The 15,999-nt window shown below is 47.6% G+C and carries 13 protein-coding genes; all 13 read right to left on the reverse strand.

Features of this window, described 5'->3' with window-relative positions; genetic code table 11:
• Window positions 1-306, reverse strand: a 306-nt coding sequence (locus L2712_RS18860; RefSeq protein ID WP_248978684.1) for a GTP-binding protein, incomplete at its 3' end; no start/stop codon positions are given.
• Between the two features lie 79 nt (window positions 307-385).
• Complete coding sequence (fusA, locus tag L2712_RS18865; protein ID WP_033540837.1) at window positions 386-2,482, reverse strand: elongation factor G; 2,097 nt, start codon at window positions 2,480-2,482, stop codon at window positions 386-388.
• 75 nt (window positions 2,483-2,557) lie between these two features.
• The gene (rpsG, locus tag L2712_RS18870; RefSeq protein ID WP_011863963.1) at window positions 2,558-3,028 is read right to left on the reverse strand and encodes a 30S ribosomal protein S7; all 471 of its coding nucleotides are present in this window, start codon (window positions 3,026-3,028) and stop codon (window positions 2,558-2,560) included.
• A gap of 80 nt (window positions 3,029-3,108) precedes the next feature.
• Entirely contained in the window at window positions 3,109-3,483 is a 375-nt protein-coding gene (gene rpsL / locus L2712_RS18875) for a 30S ribosomal protein S12 (RefSeq protein ID WP_011863962.1), read from the reverse strand.
• Between the two features lie 189 nt (window positions 3,484-3,672).
• Window positions 3,673-7,887 (reverse strand): DNA-directed RNA polymerase subunit beta', encoded by a 4,215-nt coding sequence (gene rpoC, locus L2712_RS18880; protein ID WP_033540838.1) that lies wholly within the window; start codon window positions 7,885-7,887, stop codon window positions 3,673-3,675.
• A gap of 82 nt (window positions 7,888-7,969) precedes the next feature.
• A complete protein-coding gene (rpoB, locus tag L2712_RS18885; protein ID WP_033540839.1) occupies window positions 7,970-12,001 on the reverse strand; it encodes a DNA-directed RNA polymerase subunit beta in 4,032 nt (1,343 codons plus the stop codon).
• Between the two features lie 238 nt (window positions 12,002-12,239).
• Complete coding sequence (gene rplL / locus L2712_RS18890) at window positions 12,240-12,608, reverse strand: 50S ribosomal protein L7/L12 (RefSeq protein ID WP_033540840.1); 369 nt, start codon at window positions 12,606-12,608, stop codon at window positions 12,240-12,242.
• Between the two features lie 53 nt (window positions 12,609-12,661).
• Window positions 12,662-13,159, reverse strand: coding sequence for a 50S ribosomal protein L10 (rplJ, locus tag L2712_RS18895; RefSeq protein WP_033540841.1), 498 nt, complete (start codon window positions 13,157-13,159; stop codon window positions 12,662-12,664).
• 267 nt (window positions 13,160-13,426) lie between these two features.
• Window positions 13,427-14,128, reverse strand: coding sequence for a 50S ribosomal protein L1 (rplA, locus tag L2712_RS18900; protein WP_033540842.1), 702 nt, complete (start codon window positions 14,126-14,128; stop codon window positions 13,427-13,429).
• A 4-nt stretch (window positions 14,129-14,132) separates the two neighbouring features.
• Window positions 14,133-14,561, reverse strand: coding sequence for a 50S ribosomal protein L11 (gene rplK, locus L2712_RS18905; protein ID WP_011863956.1), 429 nt, complete (start codon window positions 14,559-14,561; stop codon window positions 14,133-14,135).
• Window positions 14,562-14,687: 126 nt separating this feature from the next.
• Window positions 14,688-15,230 (reverse strand): transcription termination/antitermination protein NusG, encoded by a 543-nt coding sequence (nusG, locus tag L2712_RS18910; protein WP_011863955.1) that lies wholly within the window; start codon window positions 15,228-15,230, stop codon window positions 14,688-14,690.
• Between the two features lie 9 nt (window positions 15,231-15,239).
• Window positions 15,240-15,611, reverse strand: a complete 372-nt coding sequence (secE, locus tag L2712_RS18915) for a preprotein translocase subunit SecE (RefSeq protein ID WP_033540843.1) — start codon at window positions 15,609-15,611, stop codon at window positions 15,240-15,242.
• Between the two features lie 278 nt (window positions 15,612-15,889).
• Window positions 15,890-15,999, reverse strand: a 110-nt coding sequence (locus L2712_RS18920) for an EF-Tu C-terminal domain-related protein (protein WP_131525872.1), incomplete at its 5' end; no start/stop codon positions are given.

Below are 15,999 nucleotides of genomic sequence, written 5' to 3' on the forward strand. Positions count from 1 at the left end.
AGCGCCGTCCATCTGTGCAGCACCAGTGATCATGTTTTTAACATAGTCAGCGTGGCCTGGGCAGTCTACGTGTGCGTAGTGACGAGAAGGAGTATCGTACTCGATGTGAGAAGTATTAATGGTAATACCGCGCTCACGCTCTTCTGGAGCGTTATCGATCTGTGCGAAATCTTTAGCTTCACCACCGTACGTCTTAGTCAGTACGTGAGAGATAGCAGCAGTTAGAGTTGTTTTACCATGGTCAACGTGACCGATGGTACCAACGTTAACATGGGGTTTACTACGTTCAAATTTTTCTTTAGCCACGATATATTCCTTTCTTTTCAGAAATGCTCAGTCTCGCTGAGCAATAGCATTCAATTATGAGTTATAGACTAGTTTGCGGTTATCCGCGCGCTTCTATAACTGATTTAGCAACATTCTGCGGTGCATCAGAGTACTTCAGGAACTCCATAGAGTAAGAAGCACGTCCTTGAGTTGCACTACGTAAGTCCGTTGCGTAACCAAACATTTCAGATAGAGGTACTACAGCTCGAACGATTTTGACGCCGCCAATGCCGTCGTCCATACCTTCGATCAAGCCGCGACGTCTGTTCAAGTCGCCTACTACATCTCCCATGTAACTTTCAGGGGTAGTTACTTCAACCTTCATACAAGGTTCGAGTAACACAGGATCTGCTTCGAGAGCACCCTTCTTAAAGCCCATGGAACCGGCAACTTTAAACGCCATTTCATTCGAGTCGACATCATGGTAAGAGCCGTCGAACAGCGTCACTTTAACGTCCAGTACAGGGAAACCGGCTAATACACCGTTCTTCATCTGTTCCTGGATACCTTTATCTACTGCAGGGATGTATTCTCTTGGAACAACACCACCAACAACCTCGTTGACAAATTCGTAGCCAAAACCTTCTTCTTGAGGTTCTAGCCGCAACCAAACATGACCAAATTGACCTCGGCCACCCGATTGACGCACAAACTTGCCTTCAACTTCTACACGCGAGCGAATAGTTTCACGATACGCGACTTGTGGTTTACCCACGTTACACTCGACACTAAACTCGCGACGCATACGGTCAACGATGATGTCTAAGTGCAATTCACCCATTCCCGAGATCAGGGTTTGACCCGACTCTTCGTTGGTCTCGACTCTGAATGAAGGATCTTCCGCAGCAAGCTTTTGCAGCGCAATCCCCATCTTCTCTTGGTCGGCCTGGGATCTTGGTTCCACCGCAATCGTGATTACGGGCTCAGGGAACTCCATACGTTCGAGAATAACTTTATGGTCAGCATCGCATAAGGTGTCACCGGTAGTAACATCTTTAAGACCAATGGCAGCGGCGATGTCGCCAGCGCGCACTTCTTTGATCTCTTTACGGTCGTTTGCGTGCATCTGCACCATACGACCAATACGCTCACGCTTTTGTTTGACCGAGTTATATACGCCTGAACCGGTTTCCAATACGCCTGAATAAACACGCATAAAGGTGAGCGTTCCAACGAATGGGTCCGTTGCGATCTTAAATGCTAACGCAGAGAAAGGCGCGTTGTCGTCCGCAGGACGCTCAACCTCATTCTCTTTGTCGTCGATACCCTTAATAGCAGGTACTTCGACTGGCGATGGCAAATAGTCAACCACAGCATCGAGAACAGCCTGGACACCTTTGTTCTTAAATGCAGAACCACAGGTAGCTAGGACAATCTCGTTAGCCAGAGTTCGCTGACGTAATGCTGACTTAATCTCTTCTTCTGACAGTTCACCTTCTTCAAGGTATTTATCCATCAGCTCTTCAGAGGCTTCGGCCGCACTCTCAACTAGGTATTCACGCATCTCAGCGGCCTTATCGGCCAGCTCTGCGGGAATTTCTTCATAAGTGAAGGTCATACCTTGATCTGATTCGTTCCAGTTAATGGCCTTCATCTTGATTAGGTCAATGACACCCTTAAACTCTTCTTCTGCACCGATATTTAACTGGATCGGTACACAGGTCGCTCCCAGACGGTTACGTATCTGTCCAACGACGCGTTCAAAGTCAGCACCAGCGCGGTCCATCTTATTGACAAACACTAAGCGCGGGACGTGGTACTTGTCCGCTTGTCGCCATACAGTTTCGGACTGAGGTTCAACACCAGATGAACCACAGAACACAACGACTGCGCCATCAAGTACACGCAGCGAACGTTCAACTTCAATAGTGAAGTCAACGTGGCCAGGAGTATCGATGATGTTGATACGATGCTCAGTAAATTGAGCATCCATACCGCGCCAGAACGTAGTGGTTGCCGCAGAGGTGATAGTAATACCACGCTCCTGCTCCTGTTCCATCCAATCCATGGTGGCTGCGCCATCATGAACTTCACCTATCTTATGAGACATACCGGTGTAGAAAAGGACACGTTCTGTTGTTGTGGTTTTTCCTGCGTCAACGTGAGCACAAATACCGATATTTCGGTAGCGCTCAATTGGAGTTGTACGAGCCACGATTAAACCCTCTTTACTAAGGTAAAAACCTTAGTGATGTAAAACATGGTGCAGGCAAACGCCTGCACCAAAAGATTACCAGCGGTAATGAGCAAACGCTTTGTTTGCTTCTGCCATACGATGCACGTCTTCGCGCTTCTTAACAGCAGTGCCTTTATTTTCGGCAGCATCTAGCATTTCACCAGCTAGACGTAGAGCCATAGATTTTTCACCACGCTTACGAGCAGCTTCAACTAACCAGCGCATCGCTAGTGCGTTACGACGCACAGGACGAACTTCACATGGTACCTGGTAAGTAGAACCACCAACACGACGAGACTTAACCTCGACAGTTGGGCGAACGTTATCCAGGGCTGCTTCAAGGATTACTAGGTGCTCTTCGCCTTTCTTCTCAGCGACAACATCTAGTGCCTTGTAAATGATTTTTTCAGCAGTCGACTTTTTGCCGTCCTGCATAATGACGTTGATGAACTTAGCCAGCAACTCACTATTAAATTTTGGATCTGGTAGGATTTTACGTTGTCCTACAACGCGACGTCTTGGCATAACAATTTCTCCGTATGCTTCAGGGACCCCAAAACTGGAATCTCAATTATCTCTAGCTTGGCCTTACTTAACGGAAAACGTTAAGACTTAGGACGCTTAGCTCCGTACTTAGAACGTCCTTGACGACGCTCACTAACACCAGCACAGTCTAATGCGCCACGAACAGTGTGATAACGAACACCTGGTAAGTCTTTAACACGACCACCACGGATTAGAATCACGCTGTGTTCCTGCAGGTTGTGGCCTTCACCGCCGATGTACGAAGTTACTTCGAAACCGTTAGTTAGACGCACACGAGCTACTTTACGTAGTGCAGAGTTAGGTTTTTTAGGTGTGGTTGTGTACACGCGAGTACAAACACCACGTTTTTGTGGACACGCATTCAACGCAGGCACATTAGTCTTGATGACTTTTGGCGAGCGAGGCTTACGTACCAACTGGTTTACAGTTGCCATGTATAGCTCCGAATCAGTTGAATAAACTCAACAGTAAGGTGTGAAAAATCTATATCCCACAGGTGTGGGACGCGAAATTTTAGAAAGGTAATGGGTCGCTGTCAAGAAATAGCCAACTTTTTACCCAATTTAAGTAAAAAAAAGGCACCAGCGGTGCCTTTTTTACAATCTATTTACCAACAGGCCTGATTAATCAGGGCTTCCCGCCAGGTTTAATAGATCGGCAAGGTTCTGCTCTGCTTCACTGGCACTGATAGCCGGCACTTCTTCTGCCGGACCACTTTGTGCTGCCTGATTACGCTTGTTGTGATACGCATAACCAGTACCCGCTGGGATCAGACGACCCACGATCACGTTCTCTTTCAGGCCACGTAGCTTATCGCTCTTACCGCCTACGGCAGCTTCGGTCAATACGCGCGTGGTTTCCTGGAAGGATGCAGCTGAGATAAATGACTCAGTTGCCAACGATGCCTTGGTGATACCTAGCAGTTCACGTTCGAACTTAGCAGGTGCTTTGCCTTGCGCTTCAAGTTCGCGGTTAGCGATCTTCACGCGTGACACTTCAACCTGTTCGCCCGGTAGGAAGTCACTGTCACCAGACTCAGTGATCTCACACTTACGCAGCATCTGACGGATAATCACTTCGATGTGCTTATCGTTAATCTTCACGCCCTGTAGACGGTATACGTCTTGGACTTCGTTAACGATGTAGTTAGCCACCTTGTGGATACCACGTAGACGCAGAATGTCGTGTGCAGCTTCTGGACCGTCGGCGATCACTTCACCGCGTTCAACTTTCTCACCTTCGAACACGTTCAGGTTACGCCACTTAGGAATCATCTCTTCATATGGCTTACCACCATCAGCAGGCGTTATCACTAGACGACGCTTACCTTTGGTCTCTTTACCGAAGGAGATAGTACCTGAGTACTCTGCCAGAATCGCAGGCTCTTTTGGCTTACGCGCTTCGAACAAGTCAGCAACGCGCGGTAGACCACCGGTAATATCGCGAGTCTTAGACGATTCTTGTGGAATACGTGCAAGCGCGTCACCCACGGCAATTTGTGCATTATCGTCTTGGTTAACAATCGCCTTGCCTGGTAGGAAGTACTGAGCTGGTACTTCGGTACCTGGGATCATCAAGTCGTTGCCATCGGCCCCAACCAGACGAATCGCAGGACGCATCTCTTTACCAGCAGAAGGACGTTGACCAACATCTAGCACCACGATTGAAGATAGACCCGTTAGTTCGTCGGTTTGACGTGTCATGGTGACACCTTCAATCATATCGACAAACTTAATGCTACCCGCTACTTCAGAAACGATTGGGTGAGTATGCGGATCCCAGTTAGCGATGACTTCACCGGCGTTAACCGATGCATCTTCTAGCTTCTCCAGGATAGTACCGTAAGGCACCTTGTAACGCTCTTTCTCACGACCCAGCTCATCGATAATCGCGATTTCAGATGAACGCGATACGATAACCAGCTTACCGTCTGAGTTGCTAACGTGCTTAGCGTTGTGCAGCTTAACGGTACCGGCATTCTTCACCTGTACGTTGTTCTCTGCAGATGCTCTCGATGCCGCACCACCAATGTGGAAGGTACGCATCGTCAGCTGTGTACCAGGCTCACCGATTGACTGAGCAGCAACAACACCGATAGCTTCACCTTGGTTGATCAGATGACCACGAGCCAAGTCACGACCGTAACACGCCGCACATACACCGAAATCAGTGTCACAGCTAATTACTGAACGTACGATAACTTCATCGATAGAGTGCTCTTCGAGCTTGTCACACCAAGCCTCGTCAAGCAGCGTGTTGCGTGGAGCAAGCACATCTTCAGTACCTGGGTAGTAAACATCTTCTGCAACCACACGGCCCAGAACACGCTCACGTAACGCCTCAACTACGTCACCACCTTCAATCAGCGGCTTCATGGTCAGACCTTCGTGGGTACCACAATCTTCTTCGATAACGACTAAGTCTTGTGCAACGTCAACCAGACGACGAGTCAGGTAACCCGAGTTCGCTGTCTTAAGTGCCGTATCCGCTAGACCCTTACGCGCACCGTGAGTAGAGATAAAGTACTGGAGTACGTTTAGACCTTCACGGAAGTTCGCGGTAATTGGGGTTTCGATGATCGAGCCATCTGGCTTAGCCATCAGACCACGCATACCCGCTAGCTGACGAATCTGTGCAGCACTACCACGAGCGCCTGAGTCGGCCATCATGTAGATGCTGTTGAACGAAGCTTGTGTCTCTTCTTCGCCATCACGGTTAATCACTGTCTCAGTAGACAGGTTATCCATCATCGCTTTAGAAACCTTTTCGTTCGCACTTGCCCAGATATCGATAACCTTGTTGTAACGCTCACCGGCGGTTACAAGACCCGACTGGAACTGCTCCTGGATCTCAAGCACTTCAGCTTCTGCATCAGCAACAAGCGTGTACTTCTCATCCGGGATCACCATGTCGTTGATACCTACAGAGGCACCCGATACGGTCGCAAAGTGGAAACCGGTATACATCAATTGGTCAGCAAAGATAACAGTATCTTTCAGACCCAACTGACGGTAACAGGTGTTCAGTAGCTTAGAGATCTGCTTCTTGCCCATGTTTTGGTTAACCAAATCATAAGACAGACCTTTTGGCAGTACCTGAGATAGTAATGCACGACCTACAGTCGTATCGACAATGCGACGTGACTCGGTATGCTCACCATTTTCACCAATAGTGGTTTCAGTGATACGAACCTTAACGCGAGCATGTAGCTCGGCAACACCAGTGCGGTAAGCTTTTTCAACTTCTGCAACTGATTCGAAGGCCATACCTTCACCGCGGCCGTTTACACATTCACGGCTGGTGTAGTACAGACCCAATACAACGTCCTGTGACGGTGTGATCACCGGCTCACCGTTTGCAGGTGACAGAATGTTGTTGGTCGACATCATGAGTGAACGTGCTTCTAACTGAGCTTCTAGCGTCAGTGGCACGTGAACCGCCATTTGGTCACCGTCGAAGTCAGCGTTATAGGCCGCACACACCAATGGGTGCAGTTGAATCGCTTTACCTTCAATCAGTACAGGTTCGAACGCCTGAATACCCAATCTGTGCAGTGTTGGTGCACGGTTAAGCATTACTGGGTGTTCGCGGATCACGTCATCAAGTACGTCCCAAACCTCAGGTACTTCGCGCTCAACCATCTTCTTAGCCGCTTTAATTGTCGTGGCTAGACCGCGACCTTCAAGCTTGCCATAGATGAATGGCTTAAACAGTTCCAGTGCCATCTTCTTAGGAAGACCACACTGATGTAGACGCAGAGTAGGACCAACGGTAATTACCGAACGACCAGAGTAGTCAACACGCTTACCGAGCAGGTTCTGACGGAAACGACCTTGCTTACCTTTGATCATATCGGCCAAAGATTTAAGCGGACGCTTGTTAGAACCCGTAATAGCACGACCACGACGACCGTTATCTAATAGCGCATCGACAGACTCTTGCAGCATACGTTTTTCGTTACGTACGATGATGTCTGGTGCGGCCAGGTCTAGTAGACGCTTCAAACGGTTGTTACGGTTGATCACACGACGATAAAGGTCGTTCAAATCAGACGTAGCAAAACGACCGCCATCTAGCGGAACTAGAGGACGTAGATCAGGTGGCAGAACCGGTAGCACCTTGAGGATCATCCACTCTGGCTTGTTGCCTGAAGTGAAGAAAGCTTCAATGAGCTTTAGACGCTTAGTGATCTTCTTACGACGAGTCTCAGAGTTGATCGATGGCAGCTCTTCGCGCATCTCTTCAATCTCTTTCTCAAGATCGATAGCACGTAGCAGCTCAAGTACCGCTTCGGCACCCATCTTAGCTTCAAACTCATCACCGTACTCTTCGAGTGCGTCGAGGTAGTTTTCTTCAGTCAGCATTTGGCCGCGCTCAAGGCTGGTCATGCCAGGCTCGATCACTACAAATGATTCGAAGTAAAGTACGCGCTCGATATCACGCAGAGTCATATCCAGCATCAAACCGATACGAGACGGAAGTGACTTTAAGAACCAAATGTGTGCCACTGGGCTAGCGAGATCGATGTGACCCATACGCTCACGACGCACTTTAGTCTGGGTAACTTCTACGCCACACTTTTCACAAATCACACCACGGTGCTTTAGACGCTTATACTTACCGCATAAACACTCGTAGTCTTTAACTGGACCAAAAATACGCGCACAGAACAAACCTTCACGCTCAGGCTTGAAAGTACGGTAGTTGATGGTTTCTGGCTTCTTAACTTCACCAAATGACCAAGAGCGGATCAGATCTGGCGACGCTAGGCCGATCTTGATGCCTTCAAATTCTTCAGTCTTGCTTTGCTGTTTCAGAAACTTTAATAAGTCTTTCACGTTTCTCTCCTGAAGGAGTTAAACCAGGTGCCCTGCTCTCGCAGAGCACCGTTTATTGCCAAACTTCGGCGATGGCCAAGTCTTACTCTTGATCCAACTCGATATTAATACCGAGTGAACGGATCTCCTTCAGCAATACGTTGAAGGACTCAGGCATACCTGGTTGCATCTGATGGTTACCGTCGACGATGTTCTTATACATCTGAGTACGACCGTTAACGTCATCAGACTTAACAGTAAGCATTTCTTGTAGAGTGTAAGCAGCACCGTATGCTTCAAGTGCCCATACTTCCATCTCACCGAAACGCTGACCACCAAACTGAGCTTTACCGCCCAGAGGCTGCTGAGTAACAAGACTGTAAGAACCTGTTGAACGCGCGTGCATCTTATCGTCAACCAAGTGGTTAAGTTTAAGCATGTACATGTAACCAACGGTTACTGGGCGTTCAAACTCATTACCGGTACGACCGTCAAACAACTTAAGCTGTCCAGAGGTTGGCAGACCTGCTAGTTCTAGCATTTCCTTAATCTCTTTCTCTTTCGCGCCGTCGAATGCCGGAGTCGCAGTCGGAATACCGCCTTTGAGGTTCTTAGCAAGACGTAGAACTTCTTCATCGGTGAACGAGTCGATATCGACCTGCTGCTGCACGTCTTCACCTAATTCGTACACCTTCTTGATGTAGCCACGAAGCTCTGCAAGTTCACGCTGCTCTTCAAGCATAGCGGTGATGCGATCACCTATGCCCTTGGCTGCGGCACCTAAGTGCACTTCAAGAACCTGACCTATGTTCATACGTGATGGTACACCTAGTGGGTTCAAGACGATGTCCACTGGGTTACCCTTTTCGTCGTACGGCATATCTTCAACTGGGTTGATCTTAGAGATCACACCCTTGTTACCGTGACGACCCGCCATCTTGTCACCAGGCTGGATAGTACGCTTAACCGCTAGGTAAACCTTAACGATCTTAAGTACGCCAGGCGCCAAGTCATCACCTTGGGTGATCTTACGGCGTTTAATTTCAAACTTCTTATCGAAGTCAGCTTTTAGCTCTTCATGCTGCTCGGCTAGCTGCTCAAGCTCAGTTTGCTTACCTTCGTCATCAATGGTTTGCACCAATAGTTGAGGACGTGGCAGTGCATCAAGCTCTGCTTCGCTAAAGCCTGAAGCGGCTAACAGGTTACGTGCACGGCCAAAGACACCTTCTTCAAGGATCTTGAACTCTTCGGTCAGGTCTTTCTTAGCCTGAGCGATGTGCATCTCTTCGATCTCTACCGCACGCTTGTCTTTCTCAACGCCGTCACGGGTAAATACCTGAACGTCGATGATAGTACCCTTAACAGAGTTAGGTACGCGTAGAGAGCTGTCTTTAACGTCAGAAGCCTTCTCACCGAAGATTGCACGCAATAGCTTCTCTTCTGGGGTCAGCTGAGTTTCACCCTTAGGTGTAACCTTACCAACTAGGATGTCGCCACCCTTCACTTCTGCACCGATATAAACGATACCTGACTCGTCCAGCTTAGATAGCGCAGACTCACCAACGTTAGGAATATCGGCAGTGATCTCTTCGCTACCCAGCTTAGTATCACGAGCGATACAAGAAAGCTCTTGAATGTGGATAGTGGTGAAACGATCCTCTTGCGCTACGCGCTCAGAGATTAAGATCGAATCCTCGAAGTTGTAACCGTTCCAAGGCATGAACGCGATACGCATGTTCTGACCAAGAGCCAAATCACCTAAATCGGTAGATGGACCATCGGCTAGAACATCACCACGAACAACTGGATCGCCAACGCTACAACATGGACGCTGGTTGATACATGTGTTCTGGTTAGAACGGGTGTACTTAGTCAGGTTGTAGATATCGATACCCGCTTCACCAGGTGTCAATTCATCTTCATTGACCTTAACCACGATACGGCTTGCATCGACATAATCAACGTAACCGCCACGCTTAGCCGCAACAACCACGCCTGAGTCAACAGCCAATGTGCGCTCAATACCTGTACCAACCAGAGGCTTGTCAGCTCTAAGTGTTGGTACCGCCTGACGTTGCATGTTCGCACCCATCAATGCACGGTTCGCATCATCGTGTTCTAGGAACGGAATCAAAGATGCCGCCACAGAGATGATCTGTTGTGGTGATACGTCCATATATTGAACGTCTGCAGCACGCATAAAGGTAGATTCACCCTTATGACGACACGCGATCTGCTCTTCAACCATACGGCCAGTCGCATCAACTTCGATGTTCGCCTGAGCGATCACATAACGACCTTCTTCGATAGCTGACAGGTAGTCGACCTGGTCAGTGATCACACCATCAACTACCTTGCGGTATGGTGTTTCTAAGAAGCCATAAGAGTTAGTGCGCGCGAAGCTTGCTAACGAGTTGATCAGACCAATGTTTGGACCTTCAGGGGTCTCAATTGGACATAGACGACCATAGTGAGTTGGGTGAACGTCTCGAACCTCGAAACCTGCACGCTCACGGGTCAAACCGCCTGGGCCAAGAGCCGAAATACGACGCTTGTGAGTCACTTCTGACAGCGGGTTGTTTTGGTCCATGAACTGAGACAGCTGAGATGAGCCGAAGAACTCTTTCACTGCCGCAGAAATTGGCTTAGCGTTGATTAGATCTTGTGGCATCAGCTCGTTAAGATCGCCAAGGCTTAGACGCTCACGTACGGCACGTTCTACACGAACAAGACCGACACGGAACTGGTTTTCAGCCATTTCACCAACACTACGGATACGACGGTTACCTAAGTGATCGATATCATCCACTTCATCATTACCGTTACGGATCTTGATGATGTTTTGCATTACTGCAACGATATCTTCTTTGGTCAGGATACCTGTACCTTCGTCATCATCGATACCGAGACGACGGTTGAACTTCATACGACCCACTTTAGACAGGTCATAACGCTCTTCACTGAAGAAGAGGTTTTGGAATAGCGCTTCGGCAGCATCCTTGGTTGGCGGCTCGCCAGGACGCATCATGCGATAGATTTCAACCAAAGCCTCTAAACGGTTAGTGGTTGAATCGATACGCAATGTGTCAGAGATGTAGGCACCGTGATCAAGCTCGTTGATGTACAGGGTGTCGATCTCTTTGATGCCGGCCATAGATAGCTTAGCAAGATCTTCAAGGCTGATTTCGGCGTTAGCAGAAACCAATACTTCGCCCGTATCTGGGTCGATGTAATCTTGTGCAGCGATCTTACCCGAAATGTACTCAACAGGTACTTCAAGCTCTGTGGTATTTGTCTTTTCAAGTTGACGAATGTGACGTGCAGTAATGCGACGCCCTTTCTCAACTAAGATGTTACCTTCAGCATCTTTGATGTCATAGCTTGCAGTCTCGCCACGTAGACGGTCTGCAACTAGCGTCATCACCAAGGTATCTTTCTTGATCTTGTACTGAACACGTTCGAAGAACAGATCTAGGATATCCTGGGTAGAGTAATCCAGTGCACGTAGGATGATTGACGCCGCAAGCTTACGACGACGGTCAATACGTACAAACAGTGCATCTTTAGGATCGAATTCAAAGTCTAACCATGAACCACGGTAAGGAATAATACGTGCGTTATAAAGCACCTTACCAGAAGAGTGGGTCTTACCACGGTCGTGATCGAAGAATACACCTGGACTTCGGTGTAGCTGAGATACGATAACACGCTCAGTACCATTGATAACAAAGGTACCGTTTTCAGTCATCAGAGGGATATCCCCCATGTAGACTTCTTGTTCTTTGATGTCTTTTACTGTGCCAGGCGCAGCTTCACGATCATACAACACCATACGCAGTTTAACGCGTAGTGGCGCAGAGTATGTAACACCGCGAATTTGACACTCTTTCACATCAAAAACTGGCTCACCTAGCTTATAGCTGACATATTGCAGCTCTGAATTACCAGAAAAGCTCTTGATGGGAAAAACGCTACGGAAAGCGGCTTCTAAACCACGCTCACCTGTAGGATCTTGATCGGTGAACTTCTTAAACGAGTCCAACTGGATTGACAGAAGGTAAGGGATATCCAACACTTGTGGACGCTTACCAAAGTCTTTGCGAATACGCTTCTTTTCAGAATAGGAGTAAACCATGGGTTTCCTCTGATTGCGAGATATGACCAAGACTGAAACAACCTTAGGTTGCAACAGCACGTTTGCCCATCACCGTTGAAAGCAAGAACCTAACCAATAATCTCTGCTAGGAACTGCGAAATCTGGCGACAAACGGTGAAAAAAAAATCGCCTACGCTTACAGCGCAAAAAAGGCCGACGGTTAAAAAACCGCCAGCCTCCGCCCGATCACTCGGGAGGTTGTAAGTTAGAGTATAACTTACTTGATCTCTACTGCAGCACCAGCTGCTTCAAGTTCAGTCTTAAGAGCTTCAGCTTCTTCTTTAGAGATAGCTTCTTTAACAGCTACTGGAGCTGATTCAGCCATACCTTTGGCTTCTTTCAGGCCTAGACCTGTAGCGCCACGAAGAGCTTTAATTACTGCAACTTTGTTGTCGCCGTGTGAAGTAAGAATTACGTCGAATTCTGTCTTCTCTTCAGCAGCAGCGCCTGCATCAGCACCACCAGAAACAACAGCAGCAGCGGCAGATACGCCGAACTTCTCTTCCATTGCTTCGATTAGTTCAACAACTTCCATTACAGACATTTCTGCAAGGGCTTCTAAGATTTGGTCTTTAGTGATAGACATAACAAAAAATTCCTAATTGTACTGAATTCAATTTATTTAAGCGGCTTGTAAAATTAAGCAGCTTCTTTCTGATCGCGTAGAGCGGCCAATGTACGAACGAACTTGCCAGCTGATGCTTCTTTCAGAGTCATCATGAACTGTGCTAGTGCTTCTTCGTATGTTGGTAGTTTTGCTAAACGATCAATGTCGCTTGCAGGGATTAATTCCCCTTCAAAGGCTGCTGCTTTGATTTCAAATTTCTCTTGCGCTTTAGCGAAATCTTTAAGAAGACGCGCAGCTGCACCTGGGTGCTCATTAGAGAATGCAATCAAAGTAGGACCAGTAAACGTCTCAGCTAGGCACTCAAAAGCAGTACCTTCAACAGCGCGCTTAACTAGTGTGTTACGTACAACTTTAACGTAAACACCAGATTCACGAGCGGTTTTACGAAGACCGGTCATATCACCTACAGTTACACCGCGAGAATCGGCAACAACTGCAGATAAAGCACCTTTGGCAGCTTCGTTGACTTCAGCAACAATCGCTTTTTTGTCTTCGAGTCTTAATGCCATTGGCTTTACTCCTGGATTCAATCTAGGGAATTCCCTAGCAATTACCATACTAAGTATCAAGATACTCAGTTACTTACGGCGCGAATATCCAGGCAGAATAAAATCTATCTGGGGTCCGACACCGTCTACGTAGGAAATTAAGTTAACGCTATCGCTAACACCTACGATCTTGGACGTGAACTAAATCCACAAGTGAAAATAGTCCTCAACCCACAAGGTGCGCGCATTATAGACTAATACCCACACCTTGTAAAACAAGCTAAGAAATTAAGCTGATGGATTCAGAGTGCTCTGATCAACCGCAACACCTGCACCCATAGTGGTAGAGATGCTTACTTTCTTAACGAAAACGCCTTTCGCAGAAGCAGGCTTAGCTTTGATAAGCGCGCCTAGTAGTGCGTCCAGGTTTTCTTTCAGTTGAACAGGTTCGAAGTCCACTTTACCGATGGTAGTGTGGATGATACCGTTCTTATCGTTACGGTAGCGAACCTGACCAGCTTTTGCATTCTTAACAGCTTCAGCAACGTTAGGCGTTACAGTACCTGTCTTAGGGTTAGGCATCAGACCACGTGGGCCTAAGATTTGACCTAACTGACCAACAACGCGCATTGCATCAGGAGATGCGATAACTACGTCGAAGTTCATTTCACCAGCTTTAACTTGTGCAGCAAGCTCGTCCATACCAACTAGCTCAGCACCAGCTTCTTTAGCGGCGTCAGCGTTAGCACCTTGAGTAAACACAGCAACACGTACATCACGACCAGTACCGTGTGGTAGTACAGTAGCACCACGAACGTTTTGGTCTGATTTACGTGGGTCAACACCTAGGTTAACCGCAACGTCAACACTTTCAACGAACTTAGCAGTAGCTAGTTCTTTAAGTAATGCAACAGCTTCGTTGATGTCGTAGCTCTTAGTTGCTTCTACTTTTTCGCGGATCAAACGCGCGCGTTTAGTTAGCTTTGCCATGATATTAATCCTCTACTACCAAACCCATTGAACGCGCAGTACCTTCGATTGAGCGAGTCATCGCTTCAATGTCAGCACCAGTCATATCAGCGGCTTTAGTCTCAGCGATTTCCTGGACAGCGCTACGCTTGATAGTTCCCACTTTTTCAGTGTTAGGACGGCCAGAACCTGACTTAAGACCAGCAGCTTTAAGCAGCAGGAATGAAGCAGGTGGAGTCTTAGTTTCAAAAGTGAAAGAGCGATCAGTGTAAACTGTGATCACAACTGGAATCGGCATACCTTTCTCGAACTTTTCAGTACGAGCGTTGAATGCTTTACAGAATTCCATGATGTTAACACCTTTTTGACCCAATGCAGGACCAACTGGTGGCGACGGGTTTGCAGCACCGGCTGCTACTTGTAGTTTGATGTAACCATCAACTTTCTTTGCCATGAGACATTTTCCTCAAGTTTGGGTACAAACGCTAGCGGCGACATGCCGATTAGCTCCCCGAAAATAATGGGTGCGGATTATACAAAAATCCGCACCCATTTCCAATACGTTTTGTGCTTTATTTAATCAGCTTTTTTCGATCTGGCTGAAATCTAGCTCTACAGGCGTTGAACGACCGAAGATCATTACCGACACCTTGACGCGGTTCTTCTCGTAGTCAACCTCTTCCACTGTGCCATTAAAGTCGGCAAATGGACCATCGGTTACACGAACCACTTCACCTGGCTCAAACATCACGCGATGAGTCGGTGACTCAGTAGTCTCTTGTAGACGCTGCAGAATTGCATCTGCCTCGCGATCGGAGATAGGCGCTGGACGATCTGAAGTCCCACCGATGAAACCCATCACACGCGGGATGCTCTTCACTAAGTGCCAGCTTTCATCGTTCATTTCCATCTGCACTAACACATAGCCAGGGAAGAACTTACGCTCACTCTTACGACGCTGACCTGCACGCATTTCGACTACTTCCTCGGTCGGTACTAGTACCTCGCCGAAATAGTGCTCCATACCGTGCATTTTGATGTGTTCAAGCAATGATTTGCATACACGACCTTCATAACCTGAAAAGGCCTGAACCACATACCATCTTTTTTTAGCTTCAGTCATAGGAAATGCCTATACGCCCGTAATAAAATTAACAATTCTCAGCAATACCGCGTCCATTCCCCAAAGAATCAATGCAAGTATGCCTGTTGCCGCTAGTACGATAAATGTCGTATTTAGGGCTTCTTGACGCGTCGGCCAAACTACTTTACGTACTTCAATATGAGATTCACGAGCAAAAGACAGTGCTTGCTTACCCTTCTCAGTTTGAAGTGCGATAAAACCTGCTATCGCAAATGCCACTACGACACCGATAGCACGAACCAATACACTAGCTTCGCTATACATCTGATTAGCAATAATGGCCGCCGCTAGCAGAATAACTACTACGCCCCATTTAACGATATCCAGAGAATTTCCCTGGTTTTCAGTATTTGTTGTCATCGGTTAATTCCGTTACTCATTACGACCTGAGCTTAAGTCTGGTCAGTTTTTAACATCAGGCAAAACAGCGCTCACCCTGACCATACCACTACATTCTCCGAACTTACTCCCAGAGCAAACAGTAAGCCCAGAGGGTCAAAAATCGGCCATAGATTGTATTCTTATTCGGTGCTGTTGGCAAGGCAAGCTGCAGCCCGATAAACACAAAATCTAAATCACTTAAAACAAAAAAGGCAGCCTAAGCTGCCTTTTTCAGTGTCAGTTTAAAATCAAAGCGATTAAGCGATGATCTTAGCTACAACACCAGCACCAACTGTACGGCCACCTTCACGGATAGCGAAACGTAGACCTTCGTCCATCGCGATTGGGCAGATCAGAGTAACAACCA

The sequence above is a fragment of the Shewanella marisflavi genome, from assembly GCF_023283925.1.
In the GTDB taxonomy this organism is placed as follows: Bacteria; Pseudomonadota; Gammaproteobacteria; order Enterobacterales; family Shewanellaceae; genus Shewanella; species Shewanella marisflavi.

Bases quoted from the DNA above. Each gene is read 5' to 3' on its own strand.
- rpsG (WP_011863963.1), bottom strand. From the start codon at position 3,028: ATGCCAAGACGTCGCGTTGTAGGACAACGTAAAATCCTACCAGATCCA.
- rpsL (WP_011863962.1), bottom strand. From the start codon at position 3,483: ATGGCAACTGTAAACCAGTTGGTACGTAAGCCTCGCTCGCCAAAAGTC.
- rpoB (WP_033540839.1), bottom strand. From the start codon at position 12,001: ATGGTTTACTCCTATTCTGAAAAGAAGCGTATTCGCAAAGACTTTGGT.
- rplL (WP_033540840.1), bottom strand. From the start codon at position 12,608: ATGTCTATCACTAAAGACCAAATCTTAGAAGCCCTTGCAGAAATGTCT.
- rplJ (WP_033540841.1), bottom strand. From the start codon at position 13,159: ATGGCATTAAGACTCGAAGACAAAAAAGCGATTGTTGCTGAAGTCAAC.
- rplA (WP_033540842.1), bottom strand. From the start codon at position 14,128: ATGGCAAAGCTAACTAAACGCGCGCGTTTGATCCGCGAAAAAGTAGAA.
- rplK (WP_011863956.1), bottom strand. From the start codon at position 14,561: ATGGCAAAGAAAGTTGATGGTTACATCAAACTACAAGTAGCAGCCGGT.
- nusG (WP_011863955.1), bottom strand. From the start codon at position 15,230: ATGACTGAAGCTAAAAAAAGATGGTATGTGGTTCAGGCCTTTTCAGGT.
- secE (WP_033540843.1), bottom strand. From the start codon at position 15,611: ATGACAACAAATACTGAAAACCAGGGAAATTCTCTGGATATCGTTAAA.